The following is a 26,971-nucleotide window of genomic DNA, read 5'->3' on the forward strand; positions in this document are numbered from 1 at the left end:
GCAGGAATGCGCGGGAATGCCGCAGAGAGGTCGTTCCTGCAGGTCAGCGCGCCACGCGGGCGGTCAGATCGACCAGGCCAAAAGGTGCTTCTGCACCGTCAGTGAGCACATCGTGAGCGGTGTCTGCCGGGTCGTGCGCCGCGAACTGCTCGGACATCGACTCGCCGAGGCGGTCGAGGTCGTCCTCGAACAGACCGGCGTAGGTACGCAGCGTCAGCACGGGGGACTCGTGGCCGAGCATGCGCTGGACGGCCTTGACGCTCGCGCCGCTGGCGATGGCCAGGGAGGCCGCCGTGTGCCGCAGGTCGTGCAGGGTCAGCGGGGCGAAGTCCTCGGCGCCGGCGCGCAGGGTCACCCGGGCCACGACGTCGAGGCGACGGGTGCGCGCGATCTTCTCGCCACGGGTCATCCCGTCGCGACGGGTGCGGTCGGCCGCGACCAGCACCGCCCAGGTCGCGGGGTCCACGACCCCGGTGACCGGCAGCTCGTGCTCGGCCTGGACCCGGCGCACTGCGGTCAGGGCCGTCGTGTCGTAGAACCCGGTCGCGGTCAGCCCGAGCAGCTCCTGCAGCGTGCTCACCGCAGCGCCGGCGGCGCGCACGGCCGGACGGAAGGCGTGCCGGTCGAAGGACTCGCGGCGCAGCGGGCCGCCGTCGCGCGCCGTGAACAGCAGCGCGGTGCCCGGGCGGCCGCCGAGCCGGTCGGCCAGCTCGGGCTCCAGCACGCGAGGGACCGGCACCTCCCGGCGCGCGTGGGTCTTGGTGTTGCCGAGCAGCAGGGTGCCGTCGTCCAGGCGGGTGTAGGCGCGCTCGACCATGACACGACGGCGCAGCAGGTCCACGTCCCCGGTGCGCAGCGCCGAGACCTCGCCCCAGCGCAGCCCGGTCAGCCCGGCCAGCAGCACCAGCGGGCGCGCCTGGGCGGACGTGGTCGCGTCGGCCACCCGGCGCAGCTGCTCGTGGGACAGGTACCGGTGCGGCTTGGTCTTGGGCGCGCGCGGCAGCGACGGCACCCGGCCGGACGGGGTGCGCGCCGGGTTCGACGTCAGCCGGCGGGCGTCCACCGCCGCGTCCAGCAGCGCCACCAGCAACCGCACCGCGTCACGGCGCCGGGCGGAGGAGGCCGGCTCGGTGCGTCCGGGGCCGCGCATCTCGACCGCCCAGCGGGCGACGTCGTCGTGCGTCACCCGGCGCAGCGGCTCCTCGCCGAAGGTGGGGGCGACCAGGGAGCGGAACCGTTCGCGCTCGGACTCCAGGGTGCGGGGGGCGCGGTCCGCGCGGGCGGCCTGCCACGCGGAGAACCACTCGGCCACGGTGAGCATGCCGGACCTCGGGTCGACCCAGTCGCCGCGCTTGCCTGCCTCCTCGGCCCGGCGTGCCTCGGCCAGCGCGTCGCGCCGGGCCCGGAACGCCCGGGTGCTGCGCAGGCGGCCGTCGATCCGGAAGCGCCCCACGTACGACGTCGTGCCGCCGGTTCCGGTGCGCTTCTCCGTGTAGGCCATGGGGGGAGACTACTGGTCCGGGCACGGCGATGACCTGCACCGACGCAGGTCAGAGTCACCCATGTCGGCGTGTCACGGACGCTTTCAGCGGGCAACCCGGTGATGGCGGCCCGACGACTGCTCAGCGATCGCCCTCAGGAGGCGGGACAGGCAAGGCGAACGTCATGAAAACGCTGTTCGGATCGGGCACGTAGTCGGCGAACGGCTCGCACTCGACGAACCCGTGGCGGGTGTAGATCCGCCGTGCCGGGGCGAAGAACTGCTCCGAGCCGGTCTCCAGGCTCACCCGTTCGTAGCCGCGCTCGGCGGCCAGGGCGAGCAGCTCGCCCAGCAACCGGGTGGCGACTCCGAGCCCTCGAGCGCTCCGGGCGGTGCGCATCGACTTGATCTCGCCGTGCCCGCCCGGGCCCGGGGCGAGCTCGCTGAGGGCCCCGCACCCCAGCAGGGCGCCGGTCTCGTCGCTGCGGGCGGTGAGGAACGTGATGGTGGGGGCCGTGAGCGCCGCCGGGGCGAGGGCGTGGACGGACTCCTCGGGCGAAGTGGCGCGCATCTCGGTCAGGTGCTCGTCCAGCAGGGCACGGACGTCGTCGCGGGCGGGGGAGTCGACGGCGATGTTCATCCGGGCATCATCGTCCAGCCGTGTTTCGCACCGGTTGCCGCGGACACCGACCCGCGCGGGGGAGGGGTGGCGTCACGGTGCGTGCACGGTGGGGTCGTCGCGCAGCACGTCGAGCAGGAGCGGCTCGATGGCGTCGGGGTTCTCCAGGGTGGGCAGGTGGCCCGCCCAGTCGAGGTCGAGGTGCTCGGCGCTGGGCAGGGCGGCCACGAGGCGCTCGGCGACGGCGCGGAAGTGGTCGAGGTCGTGGGCACCGGAGACGACCAGAGTGGGCACGTGGATCTGGTCGAGGTCGATCGGTACGGGTCGGGGGGTGCCGACGGCGGCGCCGCGGACGTCCGCGTCCGCCTCGGCGGCGAGCTGGATGTCGAAGGCACGGTGCTGCATGCGTGCCAGCGCGGCCCGGGTGTCGTCGTCGGCGGCGGGCCCGAGCCAGGTGTCGACGTTGAGCGCGACGGCGGCCTCGAGGTCGCCGGCGTCGAGCAGGGTCTCCTCGCGGGCGATGAAGTCGTGCAGGGCGTCGCTGGGCGGCAGGTCGGGGTAGGCCGGCGAGAGCAGCACGAGCTCGCGCACGCGGGCGGGGTGGCGGGTAGCGAGCTCGAGAGCGACGCGTCCGCCGAGGCTGTTGCCGACCACGACGGCGTCGTCCATGCCGCAGGCGTCCATGACCTCGGCGACGTCGTCGGCGTCGACGTAGTCCTCGGCGGGCAGCGGAGTCTCGCCGAACCCCCGCAGGTCGGGCCGCAGCACGCGGAAGACCTGGGTCAGCCCGTGCATGACGGGGTCCCACATGTTCCGGTCGGCGACGCCGGCGTGCAGCAGGACGACGTGCGGGCCGGTGCCGGCGATGTCGTGGGCGAGCAGCATGCCCCCACGCTAGGAGCACGGGGTGCCGGTCGCACCCGGGCCGGGAATGTCGCGCCGGTCCATCGGTTGTCATGGACATGAAGCACATCGGTTTCCTGTCCTTCGGTCACTGGACCGACCACCCGTCCTCGGCCACCCGCAGCGCGGCGGACGTGCTGCACCAGTCGATCGAGCTGGCCGAGGCGGCCGAGGAGCTCGGGGCCGACGGCGCGTACTTCCGGGTGCACCACTTCGCCCGGCAGCTGGGCAGTCCGTTCCCGCTGCTGGCCGCAGTCGGTGCGCGCACGCGTCGGATCGAGATCGGCACGGGCGTGATCGACATGCGCTACGAGAACCCGGCCTACATGACCGAGGACGCCGGCGCGGCGGACCTCATCGCCGGCGGGCGGCTGCAGCTCGGCATCTCGCGCGGCAGCCCGGAGCAGGTGATCGAGGGCTACCGGCACTTCGACCACGTCCCGGCCCCGGGGGAGTCGGACGCGGACATGGCGCGCCGGCACACCGCGCGGTTCCTGGAGCTGCTGACGGGCGAGGGGTTCGCCGAGCCGAACCCGCGCCCGATGTTCCCCAACCCGCCGGGCCTGCTGCGCCTGGAGCCGCACTCGCCGGGGCTGCGCGAGCGCATCTGGTGGGGTGCGGGGTCGCGGGCGACCGCCGAGTGGGCCGCGACCCAGGGGATGAACCTCATGAGCTCGACGCTGCTGACCGAGGACACGGGGGTGCCGTTCCACGAGCTGCAGGCCGAGCAGATCCAGCGGTTCCGCGACGCGTGGGCGGCGGCCGGTCACGCGCACACCCCGCGGGTGTCGGTGTCCCGGTCGGTCTTCCCGATCACCGACGACCGCGACCGCGCCTACTTCGGGATGCAGACGGGGTCGACGGACCAGGTGGGGATGCTCGACGGCGGCCGGGCCCGGTTCGGCAAGACCTACGCCGGCGAGGTCGACCAGATCGTGGCGGACCTGGCCGAGGACTCGGCCGTCGCGGCGGCGGACACGCTGCTGCTGACGGTGCCGAACCAGCTCGGGGTGGACTACAACGCTCACGTCATCGACAACGTGGTGCGGCACGTGGCCCCGCAGCTCGGCTGGCGCTGACCGTCAGGACGACTTGGCCGCCGGGCCGCGGAACGTGGCCCGGTAGGCCGACGGCGTCACGCCGAGGCGCTCGTGCAGGTGGGTGCGCAGGGACACCGCCGTGCCGAACCCGACCTGGGCGGCCACCCGGTCGACGGACAGGTCGGTGCTCTCGAGGAGCTCGCGGGCGCGGGCCACGCGCTGGGCCGTCAGCCACTGCCAGGGCGACAGCCCGGTCTCCTGGGCGAGGCGGCGGGTCAGGGTGCGCACGCTCAGCGCCTGGGCGGCGGCCCAGGAGGCCAGCGAGAGGTCCTGGTCGAGGCGGTCCAGCGCCCAGGCGCGGGCCGAGGCCGTCACGGGCCCGTGCGGGGAGGCGGCGGGGCGCGGGATGTACTGCGCCTGCCCGCCCTCGCGGTACGGCGGCACGACGGCGGCACGGGCGACGTCGTTGGCCACCGCCGCGCCGTGGTCGCGCCGGATCAGGTGCAGGCACAGGTCGATGCCGGCCGCCTCGCCGGCGGAGGTGAGCACGTCGCCGGTGTCGACGAACAGCACGTCGGGGTCGACCTGCACGGCGGGGAAGCGGCGTGCCAGGTCGGCGGCGGAGTTCCAGTGCGTCGTGGCGCGCCGGCCGTCCAGGACGCCGGCGGCGGCGAGCACGTACGCGCCGGTGCAGATCGAGGCCAGCCGCGCACCGGGTCGCACCCGGTCCCAGGCGGCGGCCAGGTCGGGGCCCAGCGTGCCGGTGGTCTCGGTCTCGCCCGGGGCGTGGGAGGCGAGCACGACGACGGTGTCCGCCGCGGCCAGCGCCTCCGGCCCGGCGGCGACGTCCACCGTGAAGTCGGCGTCGGTCGGCACGGGACCGGGTGCGGGCGCGCACGTGGTCACGGTGTACAGCGCGCGGCCGTCCGCGTCGCGGGCCCGGCCGAACAGCTGGTGGCACAGGCCGAGCTCGAGCGGCATCACTCCGGGACGGACCAGCACGGCGACGCGGTGGGGCCGGGAGACGGCGTCGGCCCGGCGGGCGGGACCGGATCCCGGCTGGACGGACATGGCCCGATTCTTTCATCACCTGACCTTCTGGCCACTCGTGGGGCAGGTCGCCCGCCGCGCACCGTGGAGCCATGGCACTCCGACGACGCTCCCGTCCTGCACCGCACCCCGTGACCTCGCCGCCGACGGCGGGCCCACCGGTGACCCGCGCGGTGGTCGTGGCCGCCACCGCGTTCGTGGTCATCGTCTGCGCCGGGGTGTTCGTCGGCCTGCCCAACCTGCTCGTGGGCCCGCTGCACGAAGAGCTCGGCTGGTCCTACGGCACGATCTCGGTCGCGATCGCGGTCAACACGGTGCTGTACGGGCTCACCGCGCCGTTCGCCGCGGCGGCGACGGACCGCCTGGGCGTGCGCCGTGTCGCCGTGGCGGCCCTGCTGCTCGTGGCCGGCGGCGCCGTCACGACCACGGCCGTGACCGCCCCGTGGCAGCTCGTGCTGGCCTGGGGCGTGCTGGTGGGCCTGGGCTGCGGCGCGATCGCCACCGCCTTCGGCGCGCTGGTGGCCGAGCGGTGGTTCACCCGGCACCGGGGGCTGGTCACCGGCCTGCTGACGTCGGGGACGATGTTCGGCGGCATGGTGCTGCTGCCGGTGCTGGCCGGGCTGACCACGACGGCGGGCTGGCGGGCGGCGACCTGGGTCGTGGCCGGCGTGGCCGGGGCGGTGGCGCTGGCCGCTGCCGGCCTGCTGCGCGACCGGCCCGGAGCCGACCGCCCCGATCGCCGCGCCTCGGTGGGGGCGCCGTCGGCGGCCGCGTCGGCGCCCCGGGCGGCGGACCCGGCCCCGGGTGCCGTGCGCCGCAGCCTGGCCGCGCTGGCGCGCCTGGCACGCACGGGTCCGTTCTGGCTCGTGGTGGTCACCTTCGCGGTGTGCGGGGCCTCGACCAACGGGGTGATGATGAGCCACTTCGTGCCGGCGGCCGCCGACGTCGGGCTCGGCCCCGCGCTCGCCTCGACGCTGCTGGCGGTGATGGGGGCGGTCAACGTGGCCGGCACGGTCGCGGCCGGGTGGGGCACCGACCGGGTGGACCCGCGCCTGCTGCTCACGGGCACCTACGCCCTGCGGGCGGTGAGCCTGGCGGCGCTGCCCGTGCTGCTCGGGCCGGACCTCACCCCCGCGCTGGTGGTCTTCGCCGTCTCCTTCGGCCTGCTGGACCTGGCCACCGTGCCGCCCACGGTCGCGCTGTGCCGGGAGTACTTCGGCCTCGACGGCGCCGTGGTGTTCGCCTGGCTGACCGGCGCCCACCAGGTCGGGGCCGCCGGGGCCGCGCTGGGCGCCGGCGTCGTGCGCGACCTGACGGGCTCCTACGCCCCGGCGTTCGTCGCCGTGGCGGTCCTGTGCGCCCTGGCGGCGGCCGCCAGCGCGCTGATCCGCCGTCAGCCGATGGCCCCGGCCGCCTCCTCGTCCGCGAGCGCCGCGGCGATCATCCGGTGACCCTGCGCCTCCAGCGACGACGCCCCGACCCGGTGGGACCAGACCGCCGCGGCGATCGCCTCGCGCAGGCGCACGCGCCGCCAGCCGGGCCCGCGGCGGAGGTCGGTGCCGTAGCCCTCGACGAACGCGGCGGTCAGGTCCGGCCGGCCGGCGAGCTGCTGGGCGTCCAGGCGCGCCAGGTCCGTGACGGGCGGACGCCAGGCGTGGCGCCCGAAGTCGATGAGGCGCACGGTCCCGTCCTCGTCGACGACCCAGTTGCGCGGGTGGAAGTCGCCGTGGGTGGGCACCACCCGGACCGGCGGGTGCTCGTGCCGGGCCAGGGCCGCCCGCAGGCGGGCGACGGTCGCCGGGGCGATGCGGTGCTCGGCCGCGAGCAGGCCCAGGGCGCGGGAGTGCTCGGCCGCCTCCCAGTCGCCGTCCACGCGCGAGCCGGCCGCGTGCAGCCGGGCCAGCAGCGTCCCGGCCTGCCGGTAGGTCTCGGGCAGCTCCTCGGCCGGCTGGTGCTCGACGAGTCGGCCCGGGAGCCAGGCGAGCGCGAGCAGGCGGTGGTCGCGGTCGGCGCCGAGCAGCCGCGGGAAGCGGTCCTGGTCGGCCTGGTCGGCGTGGGCGGCCTGGTCAGTCATGTCGGCCAGGACCTGGGTGTGCGCGGCCAGCTCGCGCTCGAAGTGGCGGTCGGCGCCGGCGTAGCGCTTGACGGCCGCCCGGGTGCCGTCGTCGGCCCGGACCTGCCACACGCGGGTCCCGAGCAGGCCCGAGGAGTGCTCCGCCACGACGCGGACGGGCCCCAGCCACGCGGCCACGAGCTCGTGCACGACGGTGTCGAGGTCCTGCTGCTGGGGTGTCACCGGGGCACGATAACCACCGCCCGGTGCGGGGGCGACGTCCGCGCTGGTCGACGCGCCATACTGGGGCCCTCGACCCGTTCTCGACCGGGCGGCACCGTCGCCGCCGCGGAAGGATGCACCGTGGCACTGCCCAGCCCCAGCTACACCATCACCCTGCGCGTGCAGGTCCCGGCCTCGCAGCGGGCCTCGAGCACCGTCGTGGCGGCCGTGGCCGACACCGGTGCGGCGGTCACCGGCGTGGACATCGCCCACTCGACCTCGCACGGGCTGGTGGTGGACGTCACCTGCGACACCGTCGACGCCGAGCACGGCGAGCGGGTGGCGGCGGCGCTGGAGGAGATCGAGGGCGTGCACGTGCTCAAGTGGTCGGACTCGACGTTCCTGCTGCACCTGGGCGGCAAGATCGAGGTGGCGCTGAAGTCGCCGATCAAGACCCGCCGGGACCTGTCGCGGGCCTACACCCCCGGGGTGGCGCGGGTGTGCACCGCGATCGCGGACAACCCCGACGACGCGCGCCGGCTGACGATCAAGCGCAACACGGTCGCCGTCGTCACCGACGGCACCGCGGTGCTGGGCCTGGGCGACATCGGCCCGGCCGCGGCGCTGCCGGTGATGGAGGGCAAGGCGGCGCTGTTCAAGCAGTTCGCGGGGGTCGATGCCTGGCCGGTGTGCCTGGACACCACCGACACCGACGAGATCGTCGCGATCGTCAAGGCGATCGCCCCGGTGTACGGGGGAGTCAACCTCGAGGACATCGCCGCCCCGCGCTGCTTCGAGATCGAGGCGCGCCTGCGCGCCGAGCTGGACATCCCGGTGTTCCACGACGACCAGCACGGCACCGCGATCGTGGTGCTGGCCGCCCTGGTCAACGCGCTGAAGGTGGTGGGCAAGGACATCTCGCGGGTGCGCATCGTCGTCTCCGGCGTGGGCGCGGCCGGCAACGCGATCGTGCGGCTGCTGCGCGCCCAGGGCGCCGAGCACATCGTCGCCTTCGGCCGCTCCGGCGCGCTGCGCCCCGGCGCGCCGCAGGACGACCCGCACCGCACCTGGATCGCCGAGCACACCAACCCCGAGGGCTTCACCGGCACGCTGCGCGAGGGCCTGGTGGGCGCCGACGTGTTCGTCGGCGTCTCGGCGGGCGACATCCTCACCGGGGCCGACGTGGCCCGCATGGCCGACGACGCGATCGTGTTCGCGCTGGCCAACCCCACCCCGGAGGTGGACCCCGTCGAGGCCTCGGAGCACGCGGCGGTGGTGGCCACCGGCCGCAGCGACCACCCCAACCAGATCAACAACGTGCTGGCCTTCCCGGGGCTGTTCCGCGGGCTGCTGGACTCCGGGGCGACCGAGATCACCGACGAGCTGATGCGGGTCGCGGCGCTGGCGATCGCCGGGGTGGTGGCCGACGACGAGCTCAACAGCGCGTTCGTCATCCCCGGCGTGTTCGACCACCGCGTGGCCGAGGCGGTGGCCGAGGCGGTGCGCACGGTCACCGGGCAGGACTGACGCCCCGCACCCGGCCGGGTGCGAGGCGCCGGCCCTGCCTGACGAGGGGCGGGGTCAGGACGTGGTGGCCACGGCCTGCTGCCAGGTGATCAGGTCGGCGACCTTGCCGGCCAGGTGCTCGGCCGCGGCGTCGTCGGCGACCAGGGCGCCGGCCAGGGCGCGGGCGGGGCGCAGGGTGCGCACCGCGTCGTCGTGCTCGCCGGCCTCGGCGTGCTCGCGCGCGGTGTCCAGGCGCTGCTCGAGCTGGGTCAGCGCGACCCGGTCGCGGGCCGTGTCGGCGGGCAGCTCGGCCACCAGCGCGTCGACCTCGCCGAAGGTGACGCAGTCCCCGCCGCCGCTGACGGTGCCGGCGGTCCACCGGATGCCGCGCAGCACCGAGGTCAGGAAGGTCGGGTCGGACCAGGACTCGTCGACGTGCCCGGCGCCCTGGTGCCAGGAGCGCCCGCCCTCGAAGTTCTGGCACCAGGCGATCGGGTGGTCGGCGCCCATGCTGCCGCCGTCGTAGGTGGACTCGTCCAGGGTCATCAGCACCTGGACCTCCCCGCGGGGGTTGAGCGTGTAGTTGTACCACTCGTCCCAGCGCTCCCAGGCGGTGGGCACGTCGAGCATGGACGGGTGCGCCGGGTTCTCCACGCGCATGGTGGCGGTCTGCTGCTGGGGGTGCCCGGCGAACCGCGCCCCGCCGCCGATGAGGTCGGTGAACCAGCTCGAGGTGTGCATCGTGTCGGTGGCGGCGTGGATGCCCACCACGCCGCCGCCGTCGTGGACGTAGCCCTGCAGCGCGGCGAGCTCGGCGTCGTCGAGCAGTCGCGGCTGGTCGGGGTCGAGGTTGTTGGTGTTGTCCACCGGGGAGACGAACACGATCGAGTCGTACTGCTCGAGGTCGGCGGCGGTGGTGAACGGGGTGGTGTCCATCGTCAGGTCGGGCTGACCGGGCGAGCCGGGGCCCCACCAGCCACCGGAGTCGTTGGGCGGGTCCCACACGTCGACGTCGAAGCCGTGCTCGGCGCCGAGGTCGATCAGGGCGTGGGTGGTCTCGTCGATGTGCGAGTGCCGGAACCCCAGGGTCTTGCCGACCACGAGGATCTCCTCCAGCTCGTGCTCGGCGGCGGCGGCCGGGGCGGTGGCCGCGGCGCACAGGCCCACGGCGACGGCGCCGGTGGCGGACGCCGCGACGAGGCGGCGCGAACGGGTCGAGGAAGTCATGACGCTCCTTTGCGCAGACGAATTGATCTCGTCCGCTCAACTTATCGGCGTCGACGGACTTTGTCAGCCGCAGCGGTCACAAGTCTGTCGACCAGCAGCGAAAGTGCCGCGCGAGCGTGCCGGGCCGCGGGGTACCGGGCGCCGCCGGGCGGGCGCCGCTAGCGTGGACGCATGTCCGACGCCGCCCCGTCCCGCCCGTGGCTGCTGTTCGCCGTCACCCCGCCGCGGCGGTCCACCGAGCCGGCCGAGGCCCGCCGCATCGCCGAGCGCACCTGCGCGCGCCTGCGCGACCTGGACCTGGACGCGCTGGTGATCTACGACATCGACGACGAGTCCGACCGCAACCCGCACGAGCGGCCCTTCCCCTACCTGCCCACCCTCGACCCGGGGGACTTCGCCGAGGAGCACCTGGGCTCCTGGGACCGGCCGGTGATCGTCTACCGCAGCGCCGGCAAGCACGACCCGCGGGCGCTGGCGGACTGGTTCGCCGCCCAGGACGCCCGCCGCGTGCGCACGGTGCTGGTGGGGGCCTCCTCCTCGGACAGCGCGGTGCGCACCACGCTGCCCGAGGCCTGGCGGCTGCGCCGCGAGCACGCGCCGGACCTGGCCACCGGCGGGGTGGCGATCCCCGAGCGGCACGCCTCGCGCGGGGGAGAGCACGAGCGCATGCGCGCCAAGCAGGCGGCCGGGGCGAGCTTCTTCGTCACCCAGGTCGTCTACGACGTCGGGGCGGCCAAGTCGATGGTCTCGGACTACCACTACGCCTGCGGCGACGCGGGCAGCACGACGGTGCCGGTGGTGTTCACGCTGTCGGTGTGCGGCTCGGAGCGCACCCTGGCCTTCCTGGAGTGGCTGGGGGTGCACGTGCCGACCTGGATGCGCAACGACCTGCGGCACACCGACGACCCGCTGGCCACCAGCTACGACCAGTGCGTGGCGATCGCCGAGGACCTGGCCCAGTTCTGCACGCGGCACCGGATCCCGTTCGGGTTCAACGTGGAGTCGGTCTCCATCCGACGCGCCGAGATCGAGGCGTCGGTGCGCCTGGCCGCGCACCTGCGCGACCGCCTCGGCGCGGGGGACGGGGCTCAGGCGGCGGCGGCCAGCGCCGCCAGCACGCCGGGCCAGCCACGGTCGTAGGCCTCCCGCGCGGCGCGGGGGTCCCGGTGCGCCGGCCATCCGGTGTGCACGAGCTCGACCCGGGTGCCCCCGGCGCCGTCGTCGGCGAAGGTGACCCGGACGTGGGTCGCGGCCTCGGGCGGGGCGCCGGGGTGCCAGGTGAAGGCCAGCAGGCCGGGCTCGGCGACGTCGGTGAGCGTGCCCCACACGGCGGTGCGCCCGTCCGGGCCGGTCTCGACGATGCGCCCCTCGGTCACGGTCACGGTGCCGCCCGCGCCGAAGACGCCGTGCTCGCCCAGCGGCCACCAGGTGCCGATGTCGTCGACGAACAGGCGGTGGGCCCGTGCCGGTGGGCAGGGCACGACGACCTGGCGCACGACGGGTTCGATATTCATGGTGACCTCCGTTGGTCGGCGTGCTCGAGGGTCTCGACGTGCTCGGCGAAGGCCCCCAGGACCTCGCCCCACTGCTCGGTCAGCCACGCCTGGACGGCGTCGCGGCCCGCCGGCGCCAGGGAGTACAGGTGTCGCGTGCCCACGGCGGTGTGCCGCACCAGCCCGGCGTCGGTCAGCACGCGCAGGTGCTTGCTGACGGCGGGCCGCCCCACGGGCAGCGCGTCGGCCAGCGCGCCCACCGGACGGGGGCCGTGGCCCAGGCGCTCGACGATCTGCCGACGGGTCGGGTCTCCGAGGGCGTCGAGCACGGCGTGGGCGGACACAAGGTTGCTCATCAGTAACCGTTACTCTACAGCAACCGATAGACGTGGCGCATTCCACACCGTTCCGGGGCCTATGGTCTGACCACAAGCGATAGACTCGTCGTGGAGCCGGGGAGCCGCCGCACGGCAGCGGCGGGCACCTCCCGAGACATCGCCCCGGCGCGACCCTAGGAGGTCACCATGAGCATGAAGGCAGCCGTCGTCACCCAGTTCGCCGCGCCGTTGGAGATCACCGACGTCGCCCTGCCGGAGCCCGGTCCCGGCCAGGCGCTGGTCAAGGTCCTGTACTCCGGCGTGTGCCACACCGACCTGCACGCCGCCCACGGCGACTGGCCGGTCAAGCCCGCCCCGCCGTTCGTGCCCGGCCACGAGGGCGTCGGCGAGGTCGTCGCCGTGGCCGACGACGTCACCCGCCTGGCCGTGGGCGACACCGTCGGCAACGCCTGGCTGTGGAGCGCGTGCGGCGAGTGCGAGTTCTGCGAGACCGGCCGCGAGACCCTGTGCCCGCACCAGACCAACGGCGGCTACAGCGTCGACGGCTCCTTCGGCCAGTACATGCTGGTCGACGCGCGCTTCGCCCCGATCATCCCCGCCGGCGTCGACCTGGCCGCCGCCGCCCCGATCCTGTGCGCCGGGGTCACGGTGTACAAGGGCCTCAAGCAGTCCGAGGTCAGGCCCGGCCAGTGGGTCCTCGTCTCCGGCATCGGCGGACTGGGCCACATCGCCGTGCAGTACGCGCGCGCCATGGGCATGCGGGTCGTGGCCGTCGACGTCGCCGACGACAAGCTCGCCCTGGCCCGCCGGCACGGCGCCGAGGCCACCGTCAACGCCGCCACCGAGCCCGACGTCACCGCCAGGATCCAGGAGGTCACCGGCGGGGGAGCGCACGGCGGTCTCGTCACCGCCGTGGCCGGCCGCGCCTTCGGCCAGGCCGTCGGCGGGCTGCGCCGCGGCGGCACCGTGTCCCTGGTGGGCCTGCCGCCGGAGGAGTTCGGCCTGGACATCTTCTCCACCGTGCTGTTCGGCCTGACCGTGCGCGGCTCCATCGTCGGCACCCGCGCCGACATGGCCGAGGCGCTGGACTTCTTCGCCCGCGGCGAGGTCGACCCGACCTACACGGTGCGCCCCCTGGGCGACATCAACGAGATCTTCGACGAGATGCTGGCCGGCGCCATCGACGGCCGCGTCGTGATGGACATGCGCGGCTGAGGCCGCGCAGCACGCCGGGCGCACCTTCCCCTCCGCGCCCGGCCGGACCCGACGTCCGGACCCGCCGACCCCTGCGGCGGGTCCGGACGCCGTCCTGGCCGCGGCACGTGGCGCCCACGGCACGTGGCACCATGGCACGCGCACGGCCACCCCGTGCCCCTGCCCGCCCACGGACCCACGAGGACCCGACCCGCCGATGACCACGCCGCCCGCGCCCGCCGACCAGCCGACCGCCCCCACCGCCGTCAAGCACACCCCGTTCGAGGACGCCCTCGGCATCCTGACCGGCACCTTCGTGGTCTCCCTCGGACTGTTCCTGCTCGAGTCCGTCTCGGCCGTCACCGGCGGCACCGCCGGACTGTCGCTGCTGGTCAGCTACGTCGCCCCGCTGCCCTTCGCCGTGCTGTTCGCCGCGGTGAACCTGCCGTTCTTCCTGCTGGCGATCACCAAGAAGGGCTGGAGCTTCACCCTGCGCACCGGCGCCGCCATCGCCCTGGTCTCCGGCTTCTCCGTGCTGCACCCGGCCGTGTTCGGCACCGTGGACCTGCCACCGCTGTACGGCGTCCTGGCCGGCAACGCCCTGGCCGGGGTCGGCCTGCTCATCCTGTTCCGGCACCGCTCCAGCCTCGGCGGGTTCAACATCGTCGCCCTCATCGCCCAGGAGCGCCTCGGCTGGCGCGCCGGGTACGTCCAGATGGCCCTGGACACCGCCGTCGTGCTGGCCGCCTTCGCCGTCGTGCCGGCCACCACCGTGCTGGTGTCCGCCCTCGGCGCCGTGCTGCTCAACCTCGTGCTGGCCATGAACCACCGTCCCGGGCGCTACACCGGCTACTGAGCCCCTGACGCGCCCCGCCCGGACGCCCGCGGGCAGTGCGCGCGTGCGCCGCCGGCACTGGCAGGATCGGGACATGACCCGCCGCGCCGCTGAGGAGCACCTGGCCGACCTCGCGCTGCTGCGCCGCGTGCGCGACCGCATCGACCGCGACCACGCCCAGCCGCTGGACGTGCCGGCGCTCGCGGCCGGGGTGGGCATGTCGGCGGGGCACCTGTCGCGCCGGTTCAAGGAGACCTACGGCGAGTCGCCCTACAGCTATCTGATGACCCGGCGCGTGGAGCGGGCGATGGCGCTGCTGCGCCGCGGCGACCTGAGCGTGACCGAGGTGTGCTTCGCCGTCGGCTCGTCCTCGCCGGGCACCTTCACCACCCGCTTCAGCGAGCTCGTGGGCATGCCGCCGGGGGAGTACCGCCGTCGGGCCCGCACCGCGCCGGCCGGCGAGCTGCCCTCGTGCGTGACCAGGCAGGTGGACCGGCCGATCAGGAATCGAGAAGCGCCGCCGTCGCCGGATGTCTAGCGTGACCGGTATGGACATCCGCATTCACACCACGTTCCTGCCACACACCCGCCCCGAGGCGTCGCTGGCCTTCTACCGCGACCTGCTGGGCTTCGAGCTGGTCCAGGACGTCGGCTCCGGCGAGATGCGCTGGCTCACGCTCGTGTCGCCGTCCCAGCCCGACGTGCGCCTGGTGCTCGCCCCGCCCGCCGCGGACCCGGGCATCAGCGACGACGAGCGCCGCACCATCACCGAGCTGATGGCCAAGGGCAGCTACCAGTCGATCATCCTGGCCACCTCGGACCTCGACGCCGCCTTCGCCCGGATCGCCGGCGCGGCGGTCGAGGTCGTCTCGGAGCCGGCCGAGCAGCCGTGGGGCGTGCGCGACTGCGCCTTCCGCGACCCCGCGGGCAACATGGTGCGCATCGACGAGGTCGGCTGAGCCGATGGCGACCCGCACCGGGACCACCGCCGCCGGCGTCCACCCGGCCGACGCCCACGACGTCATCCGCGTGCGCGGCGCCCGCGAGAACAACCTGCGCGAGATCGACGTCGACATCCCCAAGCGCCGTCTGACGGTGTTCACCGGCGTGTCCGGGTCGGGCAAGAGCTCGCTGGTGTTCGCCACCGTCGCGGCCGAGTCACGGCGCCTGATCGACGAGACCTACTCGACGTTCCTGCAGGGGTTCATGCCGTCGCTGCCGCGTCCGGACGTCGACGACCTGTCGGGCGTCACCACCGCGATCCTGGTGGACCAGGAGCGGCTCGGGGCCAACGCCCGCTCGACCGTGGGCACCGTGACCGACGCCCACGCGATGCTGCGCCACCTGTTCAGCCGTCTCGGCGAGCCCTACGTCGGCCCGCCGACGGCGTTCAGCTTCAACGTGCCCACCTCGAGGGCCAGCGGCGTGATGACGACCGACCGGGCCGGCGGCACGACCGAAAAGACCGTGGTCCGCGACCAGGTCTACCTGGGCGGCATGTGCCCCGGGTGCGAGGGCCGTGGCACCGTGTCCGACCTCGACCTGTCCGTCATCGTCGACGAGTCGAGGTCGCTCAACGAGGGCGCCATCCTCGTGCCCGGCTACAAGGCCGACGGCTGGATGGTGCGCGGTTTCTCCGAGTCCGGCTTCGTCGACCCCGACAAGCCGGTGCGCGACTACAGCGACACCGAGCGGCACGACTTCCTGTACCGGGACAAGGGCAAGATCAAGGCCCTGGGCATGAACATGACCTATCAAGGCCTCATCCCGAAGCTGCGCGAGTCGATGTTCTCGCGCGACCCCGCCTCGCTGCAGCCCCACGTGCGCCGCTTCGTCGAGCGCGCCGCCGTGTTCGGCCCCTGCCCGGCCTGTGGGGGCACCCGACTCAACGAGGCAGCCCGCTCGGCCACCGTGCACGGCGCCACCATCGCCGACGTCGCCCGGATGCAGATCACCGACGCCGCCGACTGGGTGCGCGGCGTCGACGAGCCCGGGGTCGCACCTCTGGTCGCCCACCTGGTGGCCCTGCTCGACTCCGTCGTCCAGATCGGGCTCGGCTACCTCTCGCTGGACCGGCCTGCCGGCACCCTGTCCGGGGGAGAGGCGCAGCGCGTCAAGATGATCCGCCACCTCGGCTCGGCCCTGACGGACGTCACCTACGTCTTCGACGAGCCCACCATCGGCCTGCACCCGCACGACATCGCCCGCATGAACGAGCTGCTGGTCGACCTGCGCGACAAGGGCAACACCGTGCTCGTCGTCGAGCACAAGCCCGAGGCCATCGCCGTGGCCGACCACGTCGTCGACCTCGGGCCCGGGGCCGGGTCCGACGGCGGCACGCTCTGCTACGAGGGCACCGTGGACGGGCTGCGCGCCAGCGACACCCTCACCGGCCGCCACCTCGACGACCGCGCCCGCCTCAAGGACACCGTGCGCGAGCCCACCGGCGCCCTGGAGATCCGCGGGGCGAGGCAGAACAACCTGCAGGGGATCGACCTGGACATCCCCACCGGGGTGCTCACCGTCGTCACCGGCGTCGCCGGGTCGGGCAAGAGCTCGCTGATCCACGGCAACCTCGCGGGCCGTGACGGCGTCGTCGTGGTCGACCAGGGCACCATCAAGGGCTCGCGGCGCTCCAACCCCGCCACCTACACCGGCCTGCTCGAACCGGTCCGCAAGGCCTTCGCCAAGGCCAACGGCGTCAAGCCCGCCCTGTTCAGCGCCAACTCCGAGGGCGCCTGCCCCACCTGCAAGGGCAACGGGCGCATCTACACCGAGCTCGGCTTCATGGAGACCGTCGAGACACCCTGCGAGGACTGCGGCGGGCGCCGCTTCATGGCCGAGGTGCTCGACCACACCCTGGGCGGCAAGAACATCGCCGACGTCCTCGACCTGTCCGTCACCGAGGCCCACGCGTTCTTCTCCTCCGGCGAGGCCCGGGTCCCGGCCGTCGCGACGACCCTGACCCACCTGCGCGACGTCGGACTCGGCTACCTGCACCTCGGCCAGCCGCTGAACACCCTGTCCGGGGGAGAGCGCCAGCGGCTCAAGCTCGCCATGCACAAGGGGGACTCCGGCGGCACCTACGTGCTCGACGAACCCACCACCGGACTGCACCTGGCCGACGTCGAGAACCTCCTGGCGCTGCTCGACCAGCTCGTCGACGCCGGCAAGACGGTCGTCGTCATCGAGCACCACCAGGCGGTCATGGCCCACGCCGACCACCTCGTCGACCTCGGCCCCGGCGCCGGGCACGACGGCGGTCGCGTCGTCTTCGAGGGCACCCCGGCCGAGCTCGTCGCCGACCGGTCCACCCTGACCGGTCGGCACCTGGCCGACTACGTCGTCACCGGCGGATGACCCCACCGCCGGGCGCGGCCCAGCGCGCCCGGCGGCCGGTACGGTCGGCGCATGAGCTCGCCCCGGGTCCGCCCCGCACGCCCCGACGACGCCACGGCGATGGCCCGTGTGCACGTGCGCTGCTGGCAGCAGACCTACCGCGGGCTGATGCCCGACCACGTGCTCGACGACCCCGGGTTCGTCGACGCCCGCGAACGGCTGTGGACCCACGTGCTGGCGGTCCAGGACGACCGCGGACACCGCACGGCCGTCGCGACCGCCGACGACGAGATCGTCGGCATCGCGATGTCCGGCCCACCCGTGGACGACGACGCCGCCTGGTCGAGCCAGCTGTTCGTGCTCTACCTCGACGCCGCCCACCACGGCACCGGAGCGGGCCCCGGGCTGCTGGAGGCCGTGATCGGCCCGGAGGAGTCCGCGGCACTCTGGGTCGCCGAGCCCAACCCGCGCGCCCAGGCCTTCTACCGCAAGCACGGCTTCACCCCGGACGGCGCCACCACCGTCGCCGACGGCGTCACCGACCTGCGCATGGTGCGGACCCCGGAGGCGTGACCCGGTGGCGCACGAGACCCGCTACCCGCGCCCCGACCAGCCGACGCTGGACGCCCTCGTCGCCGCGGCGCTCGCGGACGTCGGCCCGCCGGCGCGCGACGTCGAGTGGGTCGAGCACGGGTCCAACACCCTGGTGGCGCTGACCGACCGCGCGGCGGTCCGCATCGCACGACAACAGCAGGCCGGGGGAGAAGTGCTCCGGGCGCAACGACTCGTGGACGCCCTGCCCGACCTGCCGTTCGACGTGCCCCGGTCACTCGCCGCGCCCGTCAAGATCGACGGATACACCGCCCTCGCGACCCACCGCCTGCACGGCAGCCCCCAGCCGACCACCCGCCCCGACGCCGGCGCCCTGCGCGAGGTGCTCGACGCCGTGCACGAGATCGACGCAGACCCGCTCGAGCCGCACCTCGCGCCGCGTCGGGCGTTCTGCGGGGGAGAGGACTGGGAAGCGACCCTCCGCGACCGCGTCGTCCCCCTGCTCGACGCCGACCTGCAGGGCGATGCCGTCCGACGCATCGACGCGCTCGCCGCCGTCGAGCACGCGCCCCGCACGGTGAACCACGGCGACCTCGGCAGCACCAACGTGCTGTGGCACGGCGACCGGAACGGTGCGGTGCTCGACTGGGACCTCACCGCGCGCGAGGACCCCGCCGAGGACGTCGCCACGGTGGCCGCCTCCTTCGACCTCTGGTCGGCGGCCGGGGCGCTCGCGGACCCGGACACCGTGCGCCGCGCCCGGAGCTTCGCCGGCACCTTCCCGTTGCAGGTCGTCGCCTTCGCCCTGCTCCAGGACCGACCGGACGACGAGCTCGCCCGGACCGTGGCGCGGGCGCAGCGTGCGCTGCGCCGGAGCGGGGCGTGACCAGCGGCGTCAGACGTGCTGGTCGACGAGCACGGGATTGCCGTCGGGGTCGATGAGCACGAAGCTCGCCGGCCCGGTCGTCGCCTCGTCGGCCGTGGTCTCGAGCTCGGCCCCGGCCTCCCGCACCTGGCGCTGCAGCTCGCGCACGTCGGTGAACTCGCCCACGGGACGCGCCTGCTGGTCCCATCCGGGGTTGAACGTGAGGATGTTGCGCTCGAACATGCCCTGGAACAGCCCGATCACGTGGTCCCCGTTGCGCAGCATGAGCCAGTTCTGCTCGGCGTCGCCGCCGAAGACGGTGAACCCGAGCCGCTCGTAGAAGTGCCGGGACGCGTCCAGGTCCTGCAGGGCGAGGCTGACGGAGAAGGCTCCGAGGTCCATGGCTGGCTCCTGTCGAGAGGTGTCCGGTGACGTCGACCGGTCCCATCGTCCGTGACGGTCGCCGTCTCGCAACCAGGCAGGGGAGCGGCGGCGTGGTCTCGCTGCTCTAGACAGGCAAGCGCGCACTTGCCTATGCTCGATCCGTGGCCGAGGACCTCTACAAGGCGCTGGCCGACCCGACGCGGCGCACGATCCTGGACGAGCTCGCCGAGCAGTCCGGACAGACGCTGTTCGAGATCTGCACGCGGCTGACCATGAAGCACGGGTTGTCGATGTCCCGCCAGGCGGTCTCGCAACACCTGGCCGTGCTCGAGTCGGCGGGGCTCGTCACCACGCGCCGCGAAGGTCGGTACAAGTTCCACGACCTCGACACCTCACCGCTGCGACAGATCGTCGAGCGGTGGCCCGTGCCCGACGAGCGGAAGGACGCATCATGAGGATCCACCTGACGAGCATCTTCGTCGACGACCAGGAGGTCGCCCGCCGGTTCTACACCGAAGCTCTCGGCTTCGTCGTCCGGCACGACGTCCCGACGGGGGAGAACCGCTGGCTCACCGTGGCGTCGCCGCAGGATCCCGACGGCCCCGAGCTGCTCCTGGAGCCGTCCGACCACCCCGCCGTCGGGCCGTTCAAGGCCGCCCTGGTGGCCGACGGGATCCCCGCGGCCCAGTTCGCCGTGGACGACGTGCACGCCGAGCACGAGCGCCTGCGCGACCTCGGCGTGCGGTTCACCCAGGAGCCGCTGTCGATGGGCCCGGTGACCACCGCCGTGCTGGACGACACGTGCGGCAACCTGGTCCAGATCGCCGCCATGGACGTCTGATCCTCCACCCAGGGCCCGAGAGCCGATGAGTCCGGGGCGCCGCCGTCGTCCACGAGGACGAGGGCCCACGAACGAGCGGAGGAGGATCGATGCGCAGCGGACCCATGCAGCGCCTCGACGCACTGACCGGGACCTGGCGGACCACGATGCACGACGCGTGGTTCCTGGAACCTGCCGAGCAGCCCGTCGTCGGGACCACGACGATCGAGTGGTGGCACGACGCCTTCGTGCTCTGCCGGTGGACGACGCCGGGTGACGGCGCCGCCGGCAGCGCGATGAGCCTGGCCCTCGGGCACCACGACGTGCTCGACGCCTACACGGCGCTCTACCACGACGAGCGCGGCGTGAGCCGCGTCTTCGCCATGGACTTCGGCGACGGGCGCTGGACGCTGAACCGCGAGGACGACGACATGTTCCAGCGTTTCGTCGCCGAGGTGGCGCCGGACCGGATCACGGGTCGCTGGCAGGCGTCGGACGACGGCGGCACCACGTGGCGCACCGACTTCGTGCTCGACCTCGCACGGACGGACTGAGCAGCACGAACGCCGCGGGGGCCGGACCGTACACGGCCCGACCCCCGCGGCGTTCATCGCCCGGTGCCTGTCACAGCGCGGACGCCGGCGAGACTCCCTTGCCGTTGTTCTGCGAGGAGCTCTTGGCCCGCGACTGCAGGACGAACAGGCCCTCGTCGCTGCTGGTCACGACGACCTTCCCGTCACCGAAGTAGGGGTAGTTGCCCCAGGTGCCGAAGAACTCCGTCCGGTCGTCGGACGGGAAGACGTCGAAGAAGCCGCGCGACGTCACCCGACCCTGGTCGGCCTTCCAGGTGTCGTAGATCCACAGCCCGGAGGTGTAGTTGGACTGGTACAGCAGCCCGTCCTTGACGAACATGTTGTGGTCGATCGACGAGTTGCCGTCGCCGTGGATGCCGATGAGCTCGGCGTCGTCGAGGTCGGCGAAGTCCCAGATGTAGGTGGTGCGCTCCGGGGTGGTGCCGTAGAGCTCGTCGAGCTCGTCACCGAGGAAGAAGAACCGGTGGTCTTCGCTGAGCCAGCCCTGGTGGGTGTAGGCAGCCGCCTCGTAGTCGAGCCGGGACAGCACCACGGGGTTGTCGATGTCCGTGACGTCGTACAGCGTGACGGTGTCCTCGTTGGACCCGATGCAGATCTCGCGGCCCTGGTAGTCCTCGTCCGGGCCCTCGTAGACCACGCACTGGATGTCGTGGGTGTACCCGTCCTCGTTGAGGCAGCCGATGAGGCTGGGCGCGGCCGGGTCGCCGTTGAGGTCGTAGACGATCGCGCCGCCGGAGCCGCTGAACACCGGCGCAGACCCTGCGACGGCGCACTCGTTCTTGACCGAGTACACCGCGCCGACGACGTACATCCGGCCCGTCTCGGTGTTGATCGAGACGTTGTGGCTCTGGGTGAAGTCGGTGATGCGCGGTTCCTCGACGACCTCGATCTCCTCGGTCACGCCGCGGAACTGGGTCAGGTCGACGATCTGGACGCCGTTGCCCTCGAGGTAGCCGGTGGCCGGGTTATAGGTGCTGAGGTCGATCGACTCGGTGACGATGTAGGCGGTGTCCTCGAAGACGCGGACGTCGCCCCACGTGTTGCCCGAGTCGCCGGGGTCCACCGCGCCCAGCGTCCCGAGCAGGACCGGGTTCTCGCCGTCGGTGACGTCGACGAACGCGGTGCCCTCGTAGGTGCCGACGATCGCCAGCTGCATGCCGGTGACCTCGTCCTCCCAACCCCACAGGTCGTTGAGGAACGTGGAGTCCAGGTCCTGCAGCGGAGTGAAGGAGGCCAGGTCGACCTTGTGGCACGGGAAGAGGTCCGCGGCCATGCCGTCCTCGCACCGCTCACCCGACAGCGCCTCCATCGGCACGCCGCCAGGGCTGACGTCGCCGACGACGCCGTTGTCGAAGTAGCGCTCCTTGAACGGCTTGCTGTCGCCGCTGAAGTCGTGGCCAGGGTGTGCCCCGGCGACCGAGGCCCCTCCGAGAAGGAGCCCACCCACCATGAGGGCCGCGGTAGCCGCCCTGAGTGACTTTCTGCCTGACATGTTGATACCTCTCCGACGAGTGATCATTCCGAACAGACGTGCACGTCATGACTACCAGCGCAATGCTTCCTGGATGTCACCAGGATGTATCCAGATGCATCGTTCATGCTGCGGTCAAGCAATCTCGCTCGCACGCCAGGGGAGAGGTGCGGAGTTCAAGGGGACGCAAGGTCCGGCACGTACCTGCACCCGCGCGGCGTCTCGGGCGGCGCCCGCGGGTCGTCCGGGGAACGGGTCGCGGTCGCGACATCCGACCGGACGTCGTGCCGGGCCGGGCGTTCGACCGGGTCACCGTCGTCCCGTCGTCGCGCGCGGCACGCCGCGCGACGGATCCGGGTCACGATGTCGAGGCAGCGCGCAGGAGGCGGATACGGGCGATCCGGACCGGCGAGCGGCTCGAGAGGGTCTGAGGCCCGGATTCCTGCGGATCCCCAGTAGGCCGATAATGTACATTATGTCATTTTGCGGGATGAGGACCCCTGCTCGAGCGCCTGCTCCACGTCCCCCGGGTCGACCCCTGGTCGCCGGGGTCACCGCTCACTACAGTCGAACCATGCCGCACCAGGACCCCGGCTCGACGACGATCAAGGCCCTGACCCCGGACACCTGGCCGCTGTTCGCCGCGCCCGTGGAACGCCACCACGGCATCTTCGGCGGGTGCTGGTGCACCAACTTCCATCCCGACCGGGACGACCGTGGCCCGGGCTACGACGGCAACCGGGCGTTCAAGAAGCGCCTCGTCGACGAGGGTGTCGCCCACGCGGCGCTCGTGGTCCGTGAGGGCGACGACGGCGAGGAAGCGGTCGCCTGGGCCGAGTACGGGACACCGGCGGAGCTGCCCCGCCTCCACCACCTCAAGCAGTACCTCGCCGAGCAGGACCTCGAGCCGGACTACCGGATCACCTGCCTCTTCGTCGACAAGCGGTTCCGCCAGCACGGCCTGGTGACCGTGGCGCTGCAGGGCGCCCTCGACCTGATCGCACGGGACGGCGGAGGGATCGTCGAGGGCTACCCGCACATCCCCGGCGAGCGCCGCCTCTCCTCGTCGTTCCTGTACAACGGGACCAAGGCCGTCTACGAGCGCGCCGGCTTCGACTTCATCCGGCCCAAGGGCATGAAGAACACGGTGATGCGCCGCAGCGTGGCGCCGTCGCGCTAGCTGCTCAGGTGGTGATCTTCAGCCCGGCGACGCAGGCCACGATCCCCAGGATCAGCGCGATGCGCACCACGGTGACCGGTTCGGCGCCCGTCGCCATGGCGTAGCCGGCCGTCAGCGCCGCGCCGATACCGACCCAGACGGCGTAGGCCGTGCCGACCGGCAGCTCGCGGAGCGCGTACGCCAGGCCGGCCATGCTGGCCGCCAGCGCCACGCCGAAGACGATCGACGGCACGAGTCGGCTGAATCCGTCCGACCGGTCCAGCGCGGTCGCCCACACGGCTTCCAGCACGCCGGAGAGCACGAGAAGAACCCAGGACATGACCACCACTCCCCGATGCCGTCTTGTCGCGCTCCGGGTACGGCACCCCTCGTCCGGGAGTCCTGGTCGTGGACTCTGTCCCGGACGCTAGCACGCGGCCTGGACGCCAGGACGCTCGCAGAACGGCCGATCTGGTGACGTCGCGCACCACGGCGCGCACCTTGCTATCCTGAAACGGACAATCACCTCATACCATTGTGTATAGGGCAACACAGTTGTCTGAGCAGTCCTGCGCGTCGCGAGGCCGGGTGGCCCTCACTCGGCCTCGGCCCGGAGCTCGGCCAGCGTGGCCACGTCGACCGGAAGACTGCCCGGCGTCCTGCCCTGCCGCTGCGGCGGTAGCGCCTCGCCGTCGCGGCGCTCCTCCTCCGCCGCGCGCGCCGCGGTCAGCACCGGCCACGTCACCGTTCCGTCCCCGGCCACCTCCCCCAGCAGGCTCCAGTCCAGGCTGACGACCCAGCCCGTCCGCTCGGTGAACAGCGGTCGGTTCAGGAACACGGCGACCCGGTCGACGGCGACGAGCTCGTCGGCCACGTCGGCGAGGTCGCGATCCTCGAAGAAGCCGTCGGCCAGCAGCACCCGCGCGGTGTCGCCCACCGTCACGTCCGGCCCGGTCGAGACGACCTCGTCCACGGCGAGGTCGAGCACCGCTCCCCTGCTGTAGACGTCCCACTCGTCGGCGTCGCCGCTCCAGTGCACCGGCCGCCGGGGCTCGGCGGACCGCCACCCCGTGAACGTCCCGACGATCACGGCGTCGGCGACGTCCACCGGCGCGGCGCCGCCGTACGGGTCCCGGTAGCCCACGCCGGGCATCGCGCCGCGCACCGAGTCCGGCCACGGCTGGGTGTCGCCCAGCTCGGCCCCGTCGGCCAGCGCCGCACCGTAGGACGGCGGCGGCGTGCAGCCCGACAGGAGCGTCACGGACAGGACCAGCAGGGCGGCGAGAGCGCCGAGAGAACGGGGCATCCCGGTCACCCTGTCAGAGGTGCGCCCTATCGTGAGCGACGACGTCGCAGGTCACCGGCCTGCGCCCGCCCCGCCGCCGGCCGACGAAAGAGGCACCCGATGGTCGCACCGCCCCGCCCCGAACGGGTCTCCGTCGTCGACGCCGCCGAGCGCTACCTCGCCGCGGTCCGTGTCGAGACCGTCCGGGGCGTGCTCTCCGCCGCCACCGAACGCTCCTACCGTCGCGACGTGCGCGAGCTCGTCGACCTGCTCGGGCCGGACCGGGTGCTCGACGACGTCACCGGCGACGACGTCGACGCCGCGCTCGTGCGCTACCAGGCCGGACCCGACGGCCGCTTCACCGACCCCGCCCGCAAGACCGGCCCCGGCCGCTCCACGGCCACCGTGAACCGGTTCCGCCAGTCGGTGACCCGCTTCTTCTCCCACGCCGCCCGCCACGCCTGGGTCCAGGCCGACCCGATGCAGTGGGCCGCTCCCCCGGCCAAGGTCCGCGAACGCGTCCGGGTCCAGCGCACCGCCCTGTCGGCCTCGGCCGCCCAGGCCCTGCTCGGCACCGTCCAGCAGGAGGCCACCGACCCCACGCAACGCACCCGCCACGACCAGGCGCTCGCGGCCCGCGACCGCCTCGTGGTCGCGCTGCTGATGGTCCTCGGCCCCCGCGTCTCGGAGCTCGTGCGCGCCGACGTCGCCGACTTCCGCCGCGAGCCGGACCAGACGTCTTGGCGGATCCTCGGCAAGGGCGGCGGCACGCGGACCGTCGCCCTGACGGCACCCCTGGCCGGGGCGCTGGAGACCTACCTGTCCACGCTGCGGCCACGGCTGGCCGAGCGCCGTCCCGACGACGCGGACGCCCAGGACGCGCTGCTGCTGTCCTGGCGGGGCCGCCGCCTGGACACCCAGGCGGTGCGGTCGCTGCTCGCCCGGGCGGTGGCCCGGATGCCCGAGCCGTACCGTCGCCCCACGACGCCGCACGCGCTGCGGCACACCACCGCGACGCTGCTGGTCGCCGACGGGTGGGACGTCAAGGTCGTCGCCGAGCTGCTCGGGCACTCCTCGATCGCGACCACCGACGTCTACCTCGACCGCATCGACGGCGAGCTGGCCGCCGCGCTGCGCACCCACCCCCTGGCACGCTCCTTGGAGGACGCCCCGCGGGTGGACCTGTCCGATTCGCCGGGCAGATCCTCCGAGTCGTCGCTACGGTGAGCCTGTGCCCGATGGATCCTTCCGCTCCGCCCTTCCCATCGACGTCCAGGTCGACTGGCGCCGAGTCCTGCGACTCGCCGGCCGCGCCGCGGCCGTCGCGGCCGCCATCCCGGTGACCGCCGGCGCCGCCGTCATGGCGATCGACAAGGTGCGCGGCCAACGCCACCCGCTGGACGCCCGCTTCCCCACCGCACCGCCGTCGACCACCGACGTCGAGGGGTCCGACGCCACGCTCTACACCTTCGGCGCCGACCTGTACGAGGACATGATCGAGGCGATCGAGTCCGCCGAGGACACGGTCATGCTCGAGTCCTACATCTGGAAGGGCGACCGCACGGGCGAACGGTTCAAGCAGGCCATCGCCGACGCCTGCGCCCGCGGGGTCCAGGTCTACGTCGTCTACGACGGGTTCGCGAACCTCGTCGTGCCGCCGTCGTTCTTCGTCTTCCCGCCCCAGGTGCACGTCCTGCGCTTCCCCGCGTTCCGTGCCGGGCTGATGACGCTCAACATCCGCCACTCGGGTCGTGACCACCGCAAGATCCTCGTCGTCGACGACCGGGTCGCCTTCGTGGGCGGGTACAACATCGGCGACCTGTACGCCACGCAGTGGCGCGACACGCACCTGCGCATCGAGGGCCCCGCCGTGTGGGAGCTGCGCAACGCCTTCGTCGACTTCTGGAACCGGTGGCGCGGTCCGCGCCACCCGGTCCTGCAGGACAAGGGCGCCGAGCACTGGCAGCCGGCCCTGCGCGCCGCGCGCAATGCCCCCAGCGACCTCGTGTTCCCCATCCGGGGCATCTACCTCGACGCGATCGACCGCGCCACCAGCCACATCTACATCACGCAGGCCTACTTCATCCCCGACCGGGACATCCTGCAGGCCCTGCTGGCGGCGGCTGCTCGCGGCGTCGACGTGCGTGTCCTGGTGCCCGAGCGGTCCAACCACGCGCTCGCGGACTGGCTCGCCCGGGGCCGGTACACGAAGCTGCTCCGCGGCGGGGTGCGGATCATGCTGTACCAGGGCGCGATGGTGCACGCCAAGACGGCCACGATCGACGGCCGGTGGGCGACGGTCGGCACGGCGAACATCGACCGGCTCAGCCTCACCGGCAACTACGAGATCAACCTCGACATCGTCGACCGGGGGCTCGCCGCCCGGCTCGAGGACGTGTTCCGCATGGACGAGTCGAACTCGCGGGAGCTGACCTACGAGGAGTGGCTGGGCCGCTCGTTCGTCAACAAGGTCGCCGAGCGCGTGCTGGAACCGCTCGAGCCCCTGCTCTGACAGGTCCGTCCACGGCGTACCGCCGGGGCGG

At 73.3% G+C, this 26,971-nt stretch carries 29 protein-coding genes and 1 riboswitch; of the genes, 17 read left to right on the forward strand and 12 right to left on the reverse strand.

What is annotated here, in order from left to right; all coding sequences use genetic code 11:
* Positions 1-43: 43 nt before the first annotated feature.
* The 3 genes from PO879_RS08270 to PO879_RS08280 form a co-directional block, all read right to left on the reverse strand.
* Positions 44-1,501: a tyrosine-type recombinase/integrase gene (locus PO879_RS08270; protein ID WP_278234439.1), complete on the reverse strand. Its 1,458-nt coding sequence runs from the start codon at positions 1,499-1,501 to the stop codon at positions 44-46.
* 121 nt (positions 1,502-1,622) lie between these two features.
* Positions 1,623-2,120: a GNAT family N-acetyltransferase gene (locus PO879_RS08275; protein WP_278234440.1), complete on the reverse strand. Its 498-nt coding sequence runs from the start codon at positions 2,118-2,120 to the stop codon at positions 1,623-1,625.
* Between the two features lie 72 nt (positions 2,121-2,192).
* Complete coding sequence (locus PO879_RS08280; protein ID WP_278234441.1) at positions 2,193-2,984, reverse strand: alpha/beta hydrolase; 792 nt, start codon at positions 2,982-2,984, stop codon at positions 2,193-2,195.
* 77 nt (positions 2,985-3,061) lie between these two features.
* Between PO879_RS08280 and PO879_RS08285 the strand changes: the two genes are divergently transcribed.
* Entirely contained in the window at positions 3,062-4,081 is a 1,020-nt protein-coding gene (locus PO879_RS08285; protein ID WP_278237489.1) for an LLM class flavin-dependent oxidoreductase, read from the forward strand.
* 3 nt (positions 4,082-4,084) lie between these two features.
* Here the strand turns inward: PO879_RS08285 and PO879_RS08290 are convergent, their stop codons facing one another.
* On the reverse strand, positions 4,085-5,113 hold the full coding sequence (locus tag PO879_RS08290; protein WP_278234442.1) for a helix-turn-helix domain-containing protein: 1,029 nt from the start codon (positions 5,111-5,113) through the stop codon (positions 4,085-4,087).
* Between the two features lie 71 nt (positions 5,114-5,184).
* Between PO879_RS08290 and PO879_RS08295 the strand changes: the two genes are divergently transcribed.
* The gene (locus PO879_RS08295; protein ID WP_278234443.1) at positions 5,185-6,543 is read left to right on the forward strand and encodes an MFS transporter; all 1,359 of its coding nucleotides are present in this window, start codon (positions 5,185-5,187) and stop codon (positions 6,541-6,543) included.
* On the opposite strand, the gene PO879_RS08300 is transcribed toward PO879_RS08295, so the two are convergent.
* The gene (locus tag PO879_RS08300) at positions 6,486-7,388 is read right to left on the reverse strand and encodes an aminoglycoside phosphotransferase family protein (protein WP_278234444.1); all 903 of its coding nucleotides are present in this window, start codon (positions 7,386-7,388) and stop codon (positions 6,486-6,488) included. The genes PO879_RS08295 and PO879_RS08300 overlap by 58 nt on opposite strands.
* A gap of 120 nt (positions 7,389-7,508) precedes the next feature.
* Between PO879_RS08300 and PO879_RS08305 the strand changes: the two genes are divergently transcribed.
* Positions 7,509-8,894 carry an NAD-dependent malic enzyme gene (locus PO879_RS08305; protein ID WP_278234445.1) on the forward strand — a complete coding sequence of 462 codons (1,386 nt, stop codon included), beginning with the start codon at positions 7,509-7,511 and terminating at the stop codon, positions 8,892-8,894.
* Positions 8,895-8,948: 54 nt separating this feature from the next.
* Here the strand turns inward: PO879_RS08305 and PO879_RS08310 are convergent, their stop codons facing one another.
* Complete coding sequence (locus tag PO879_RS08310) at positions 8,949-10,100, reverse strand: ThuA domain-containing protein (RefSeq protein ID WP_278234446.1); 1,152 nt, start codon at positions 10,098-10,100, stop codon at positions 8,949-8,951.
* Between the two features lie 171 nt (positions 10,101-10,271).
* On the opposite strand from PO879_RS08310, the gene PO879_RS08315 reads away from it, so the two are divergent.
* Positions 10,272-11,240 (forward strand): methylenetetrahydrofolate reductase, encoded by a 969-nt coding sequence (locus PO879_RS08315; RefSeq protein WP_278234447.1) that lies wholly within the window; start codon positions 10,272-10,274, stop codon positions 11,238-11,240.
* Here the strand turns inward: PO879_RS08315 and PO879_RS08320 are convergent.
* Both PO879_RS08320 and PO879_RS08325 read right to left on the reverse strand, forming a co-directional pair.
* Positions 11,189-11,614 carry an SRPBCC domain-containing protein gene (locus tag PO879_RS08320; protein ID WP_278234448.1) on the reverse strand — a complete coding sequence of 142 codons (426 nt, stop codon included), beginning with the start codon at positions 11,612-11,614 and terminating at the stop codon, positions 11,189-11,191. The genes PO879_RS08315 and PO879_RS08320 overlap by 52 nt on opposite strands.
* On the reverse strand, positions 11,611-11,949 hold the full coding sequence (locus tag PO879_RS08325) for a metalloregulator ArsR/SmtB family transcription factor (protein WP_278234449.1): 339 nt from the start codon (positions 11,947-11,949) through the stop codon (positions 11,611-11,613). The genes PO879_RS08320 and PO879_RS08325 overlap by 4 nt, the downstream gene beginning before the upstream one ends.
* Before the next feature lie 168 nt (positions 11,950-12,117).
* On the opposite strand from PO879_RS08325, the gene adhP reads away from it, so the two are divergent.
* From adhP to PO879_RS08360, 7 genes are all read left to right on the forward strand, one after another.
* On the forward strand, positions 12,118-13,146 hold the full coding sequence (adhP, locus tag PO879_RS08330) for an alcohol dehydrogenase AdhP (protein ID WP_278234450.1): 1,029 nt from the start codon (positions 12,118-12,120) through the stop codon (positions 13,144-13,146).
* 196 nt (positions 13,147-13,342) lie between these two features.
* The gene (locus PO879_RS08335; protein WP_278234451.1) at positions 13,343-13,981 is read left to right on the forward strand and encodes a YitT family protein; all 639 of its coding nucleotides are present in this window, start codon (positions 13,343-13,345) and stop codon (positions 13,979-13,981) included.
* Positions 13,982-14,054: 73 nt separating this feature from the next.
* Positions 14,055-14,498 (forward strand): helix-turn-helix transcriptional regulator, encoded by a 444-nt coding sequence (locus PO879_RS08340; protein WP_278234452.1) that lies wholly within the window; start codon positions 14,055-14,057, stop codon positions 14,496-14,498.
* 10 nt (positions 14,499-14,508) lie between these two features.
* Positions 14,509-14,919 (forward strand): VOC family protein, encoded by a 411-nt coding sequence (locus PO879_RS08345; RefSeq protein WP_278234453.1) that lies wholly within the window; start codon positions 14,509-14,511, stop codon positions 14,917-14,919.
* 4 nt (positions 14,920-14,923) lie between these two features.
* Positions 14,924-17,320, forward strand: coding sequence for an excinuclease ABC subunit UvrA (locus tag PO879_RS08350; RefSeq protein WP_278234454.1), 2,397 nt, complete (start codon positions 14,924-14,926; stop codon positions 17,318-17,320).
* 51 nt (positions 17,321-17,371) lie between these two features.
* Positions 17,372-17,872: a GNAT family N-acetyltransferase gene (locus PO879_RS08355; protein WP_278234455.1), complete on the forward strand. Its 501-nt coding sequence runs from the start codon at positions 17,372-17,374 to the stop codon at positions 17,870-17,872.
* A 4-nt stretch (positions 17,873-17,876) separates the two neighbouring features.
* Entirely contained in the window at positions 17,877-18,737 is an 861-nt protein-coding gene (locus tag PO879_RS08360; protein WP_278234456.1) for a phosphotransferase, read from the forward strand.
* Between the two features lie 9 nt (positions 18,738-18,746).
* Here the strand turns inward: PO879_RS08360 and PO879_RS08365 are convergent, their stop codons facing one another.
* Complete coding sequence (locus tag PO879_RS08365; protein ID WP_278234457.1) at positions 18,747-19,118, reverse strand: VOC family protein; 372 nt, start codon at positions 19,116-19,118, stop codon at positions 18,747-18,749.
* Positions 19,119-19,261: 143 nt separating this feature from the next.
* On the opposite strand from PO879_RS08365, the gene PO879_RS08370 reads away from it, so the two are divergent.
* The 3 genes from PO879_RS08370 to PO879_RS08380 all read left to right on the forward strand — a co-directional run bounded on the left by PO879_RS08370 (position 19,262) and on the right by PO879_RS08380 (position 20,474).
* Positions 19,262-19,555, forward strand: a complete 294-nt coding sequence (locus PO879_RS08370; RefSeq protein ID WP_278234458.1) for a metalloregulator ArsR/SmtB family transcription factor — start codon at positions 19,262-19,264, stop codon at positions 19,553-19,555.
* Positions 19,552-19,941 (forward strand): VOC family protein, encoded by a 390-nt coding sequence (locus PO879_RS08375; RefSeq protein ID WP_278234459.1) that lies wholly within the window; start codon positions 19,552-19,554, stop codon positions 19,939-19,941. Before PO879_RS08370 ends, PO879_RS08375 begins: the two co-directional genes overlap by 4 nt.
* An 89-nt stretch (positions 19,942-20,030) precedes the next feature.
* Positions 20,031-20,474, forward strand: coding sequence for a hypothetical protein (locus tag PO879_RS08380; protein ID WP_278234460.1), 444 nt, complete (start codon positions 20,031-20,033; stop codon positions 20,472-20,474).
* 70 nt (positions 20,475-20,544) lie between these two features.
* Here the strand turns inward: PO879_RS08380 and PO879_RS08385 are convergent, their stop codons facing one another.
* Positions 20,545-21,963: a choice-of-anchor B family protein gene (locus PO879_RS08385; RefSeq protein ID WP_278234461.1), complete on the reverse strand. Its 1,419-nt coding sequence runs from the start codon at positions 21,961-21,963 to the stop codon at positions 20,545-20,547.
* A 595-nt stretch (positions 21,964-22,558) separates the two neighbouring features.
* Here PO879_RS08385 and PO879_RS08390 point away from each other — a divergent pair.
* Positions 22,559-23,164 carry a GNAT family N-acetyltransferase gene (locus PO879_RS08390; protein WP_278234462.1) on the forward strand — a complete coding sequence of 202 codons (606 nt, stop codon included), beginning with the start codon at positions 22,559-22,561 and terminating at the stop codon, positions 23,162-23,164.
* A 4-nt stretch (positions 23,165-23,168) separates the two neighbouring features.
* Here the strand turns inward: PO879_RS08390 and PO879_RS08395 are convergent, their stop codons facing one another.
* Complete coding sequence (locus PO879_RS08395; protein ID WP_278234463.1) at positions 23,169-23,483, reverse strand: multidrug efflux SMR transporter; 315 nt, start codon at positions 23,481-23,483, stop codon at positions 23,169-23,171.
* A 12-nt stretch (positions 23,484-23,495) separates the two neighbouring features.
* A riboswitch (guanidine-III (ykkC-III) riboswitch) is annotated at positions 23,496-23,562 on the reverse strand.
* A 176-nt stretch (positions 23,563-23,738) separates the two neighbouring features.
* A complete protein-coding gene (locus PO879_RS08400; RefSeq protein ID WP_278234464.1) occupies positions 23,739-24,449 on the reverse strand; it encodes a hypothetical protein in 711 nt (236 codons plus the stop codon).
* 99 nt (positions 24,450-24,548) lie between these two features.
* Here PO879_RS08400 and PO879_RS08405 point away from each other — a divergent pair, with 99 nt between their 5' ends.
* Both PO879_RS08405 and PO879_RS08410 read left to right on the forward strand, forming a co-directional pair.
* Complete coding sequence (locus PO879_RS08405; protein WP_278234465.1) at positions 24,549-25,655, forward strand: tyrosine-type recombinase/integrase; 1,107 nt, start codon at positions 24,549-24,551, stop codon at positions 25,653-25,655.
* A 4-nt stretch (positions 25,656-25,659) separates the two neighbouring features.
* Entirely contained in the window at positions 25,660-26,940 is a 1,281-nt protein-coding gene (locus PO879_RS08410; protein ID WP_278234466.1) for a phospholipase D-like domain-containing protein, read from the forward strand.
* The last annotated feature ends 31 nt before the right edge of the window (positions 26,941-26,971 follow it).

This window comes from Isoptericola sp. AK164, from assembly GCF_029643425.1.
Lineage (GTDB): Bacteria > Actinomycetota > Actinomycetes > Actinomycetales > Cellulomonadaceae > Isoptericola > Isoptericola haloaureus.

Bases quoted from the DNA above. Each gene is read 5' to 3' on its own strand.
- PO879_RS08270 (WP_278234439.1), bottom strand. From the start codon at position 1,501: ATGGCCTACACGGAGAAGCGCACCGGAACCGGCGGCACGACGTCGTAC.
- PO879_RS08345 (WP_278234453.1), top strand. From the start codon at position 14,509: ATGGACATCCGCATTCACACCACGTTCCTGCCACACACCCGCCCCGAG.
- PO879_RS08325 (WP_278234449.1), bottom strand. From the start codon at position 11,949: ATGAGCAACCTTGTGTCCGCCCACGCCGTGCTCGACGCCCTCGGAGAC.
- PO879_RS08385 (WP_278234461.1), bottom strand. From the start codon at position 21,963: ATGGTGGGTGGGCTCCTTCTCGGAGGGGCCTCGGTCGCCGGGGCACAC.
- PO879_RS08400 (WP_278234464.1), bottom strand. From the start codon at position 24,449: ATGCCCCGTTCTCTCGGCGCTCTCGCCGCCCTGCTGGTCCTGTCCGTG.
- PO879_RS08390 (WP_278234462.1), top strand. From the start codon at position 22,559: ATGCCGCACCAGGACCCCGGCTCGACGACGATCAAGGCCCTGACCCCG.
- PO879_RS08280 (WP_278234441.1), bottom strand. From the start codon at position 2,984: ATGCTGCTCGCCCACGACATCGCCGGCACCGGCCCGCACGTCGTCCTG.
- PO879_RS08365 (WP_278234457.1), bottom strand. From the start codon at position 19,118: ATGGACCTCGGAGCCTTCTCCGTCAGCCTCGCCCTGCAGGACCTGGAC.
- PO879_RS08335 (WP_278234451.1), top strand. From the start codon at position 13,343: ATGACCACGCCGCCCGCGCCCGCCGACCAGCCGACCGCCCCCACCGCC.
- PO879_RS08380 (WP_278234460.1), top strand. From the start codon at position 20,031: ATGCGCAGCGGACCCATGCAGCGCCTCGACGCACTGACCGGGACCTGG.
- PO879_RS08310 (WP_278234446.1), bottom strand. From the start codon at position 10,100: ATGACTTCCTCGACCCGTTCGCGCCGCCTCGTCGCGGCGTCCGCCACC.
- PO879_RS08340 (WP_278234452.1), top strand. From the start codon at position 14,055: ATGACCCGCCGCGCCGCTGAGGAGCACCTGGCCGACCTCGCGCTGCTG.
- PO879_RS08350 (WP_278234454.1), top strand. From the start codon at position 14,924: ATGGCGACCCGCACCGGGACCACCGCCGCCGGCGTCCACCCGGCCGAC.
- PO879_RS08355 (WP_278234455.1), top strand. From the start codon at position 17,372: ATGAGCTCGCCCCGGGTCCGCCCCGCACGCCCCGACGACGCCACGGCG.
- PO879_RS08315 (WP_278234447.1), top strand. From the start codon at position 10,272: ATGTCCGACGCCGCCCCGTCCCGCCCGTGGCTGCTGTTCGCCGTCACC.
- PO879_RS08320 (WP_278234448.1), bottom strand. From the start codon at position 11,614: ATGAATATCGAACCCGTCGTGCGCCAGGTCGTCGTGCCCTGCCCACCG.
- PO879_RS08375 (WP_278234459.1), top strand. From the start codon at position 19,552: ATGAGGATCCACCTGACGAGCATCTTCGTCGACGACCAGGAGGTCGCC.
- PO879_RS08275 (WP_278234440.1), bottom strand. From the start codon at position 2,120: ATGAACATCGCCGTCGACTCCCCCGCCCGCGACGACGTCCGTGCCCTG.
- adhP (WP_278234450.1), top strand. From the start codon at position 12,118: ATGAGCATGAAGGCAGCCGTCGTCACCCAGTTCGCCGCGCCGTTGGAG.
- PO879_RS08405 (WP_278234465.1), top strand. From the start codon at position 24,549: ATGGTCGCACCGCCCCGCCCCGAACGGGTCTCCGTCGTCGACGCCGCC.
- PO879_RS08395 (WP_278234463.1), bottom strand. From the start codon at position 23,483: ATGTCCTGGGTTCTTCTCGTGCTCTCCGGCGTGCTGGAAGCCGTGTGG.
- PO879_RS08285 (WP_278237489.1), top strand. From the start codon at position 3,062: ATGAAGCACATCGGTTTCCTGTCCTTCGGTCACTGGACCGACCACCCG.
- PO879_RS08295 (WP_278234443.1), top strand. From the start codon at position 5,185: ATGGCACTCCGACGACGCTCCCGTCCTGCACCGCACCCCGTGACCTCG.
- PO879_RS08290 (WP_278234442.1), bottom strand. From the start codon at position 5,113: ATGTCCGTCCAGCCGGGATCCGGTCCCGCCCGCCGGGCCGACGCCGTC.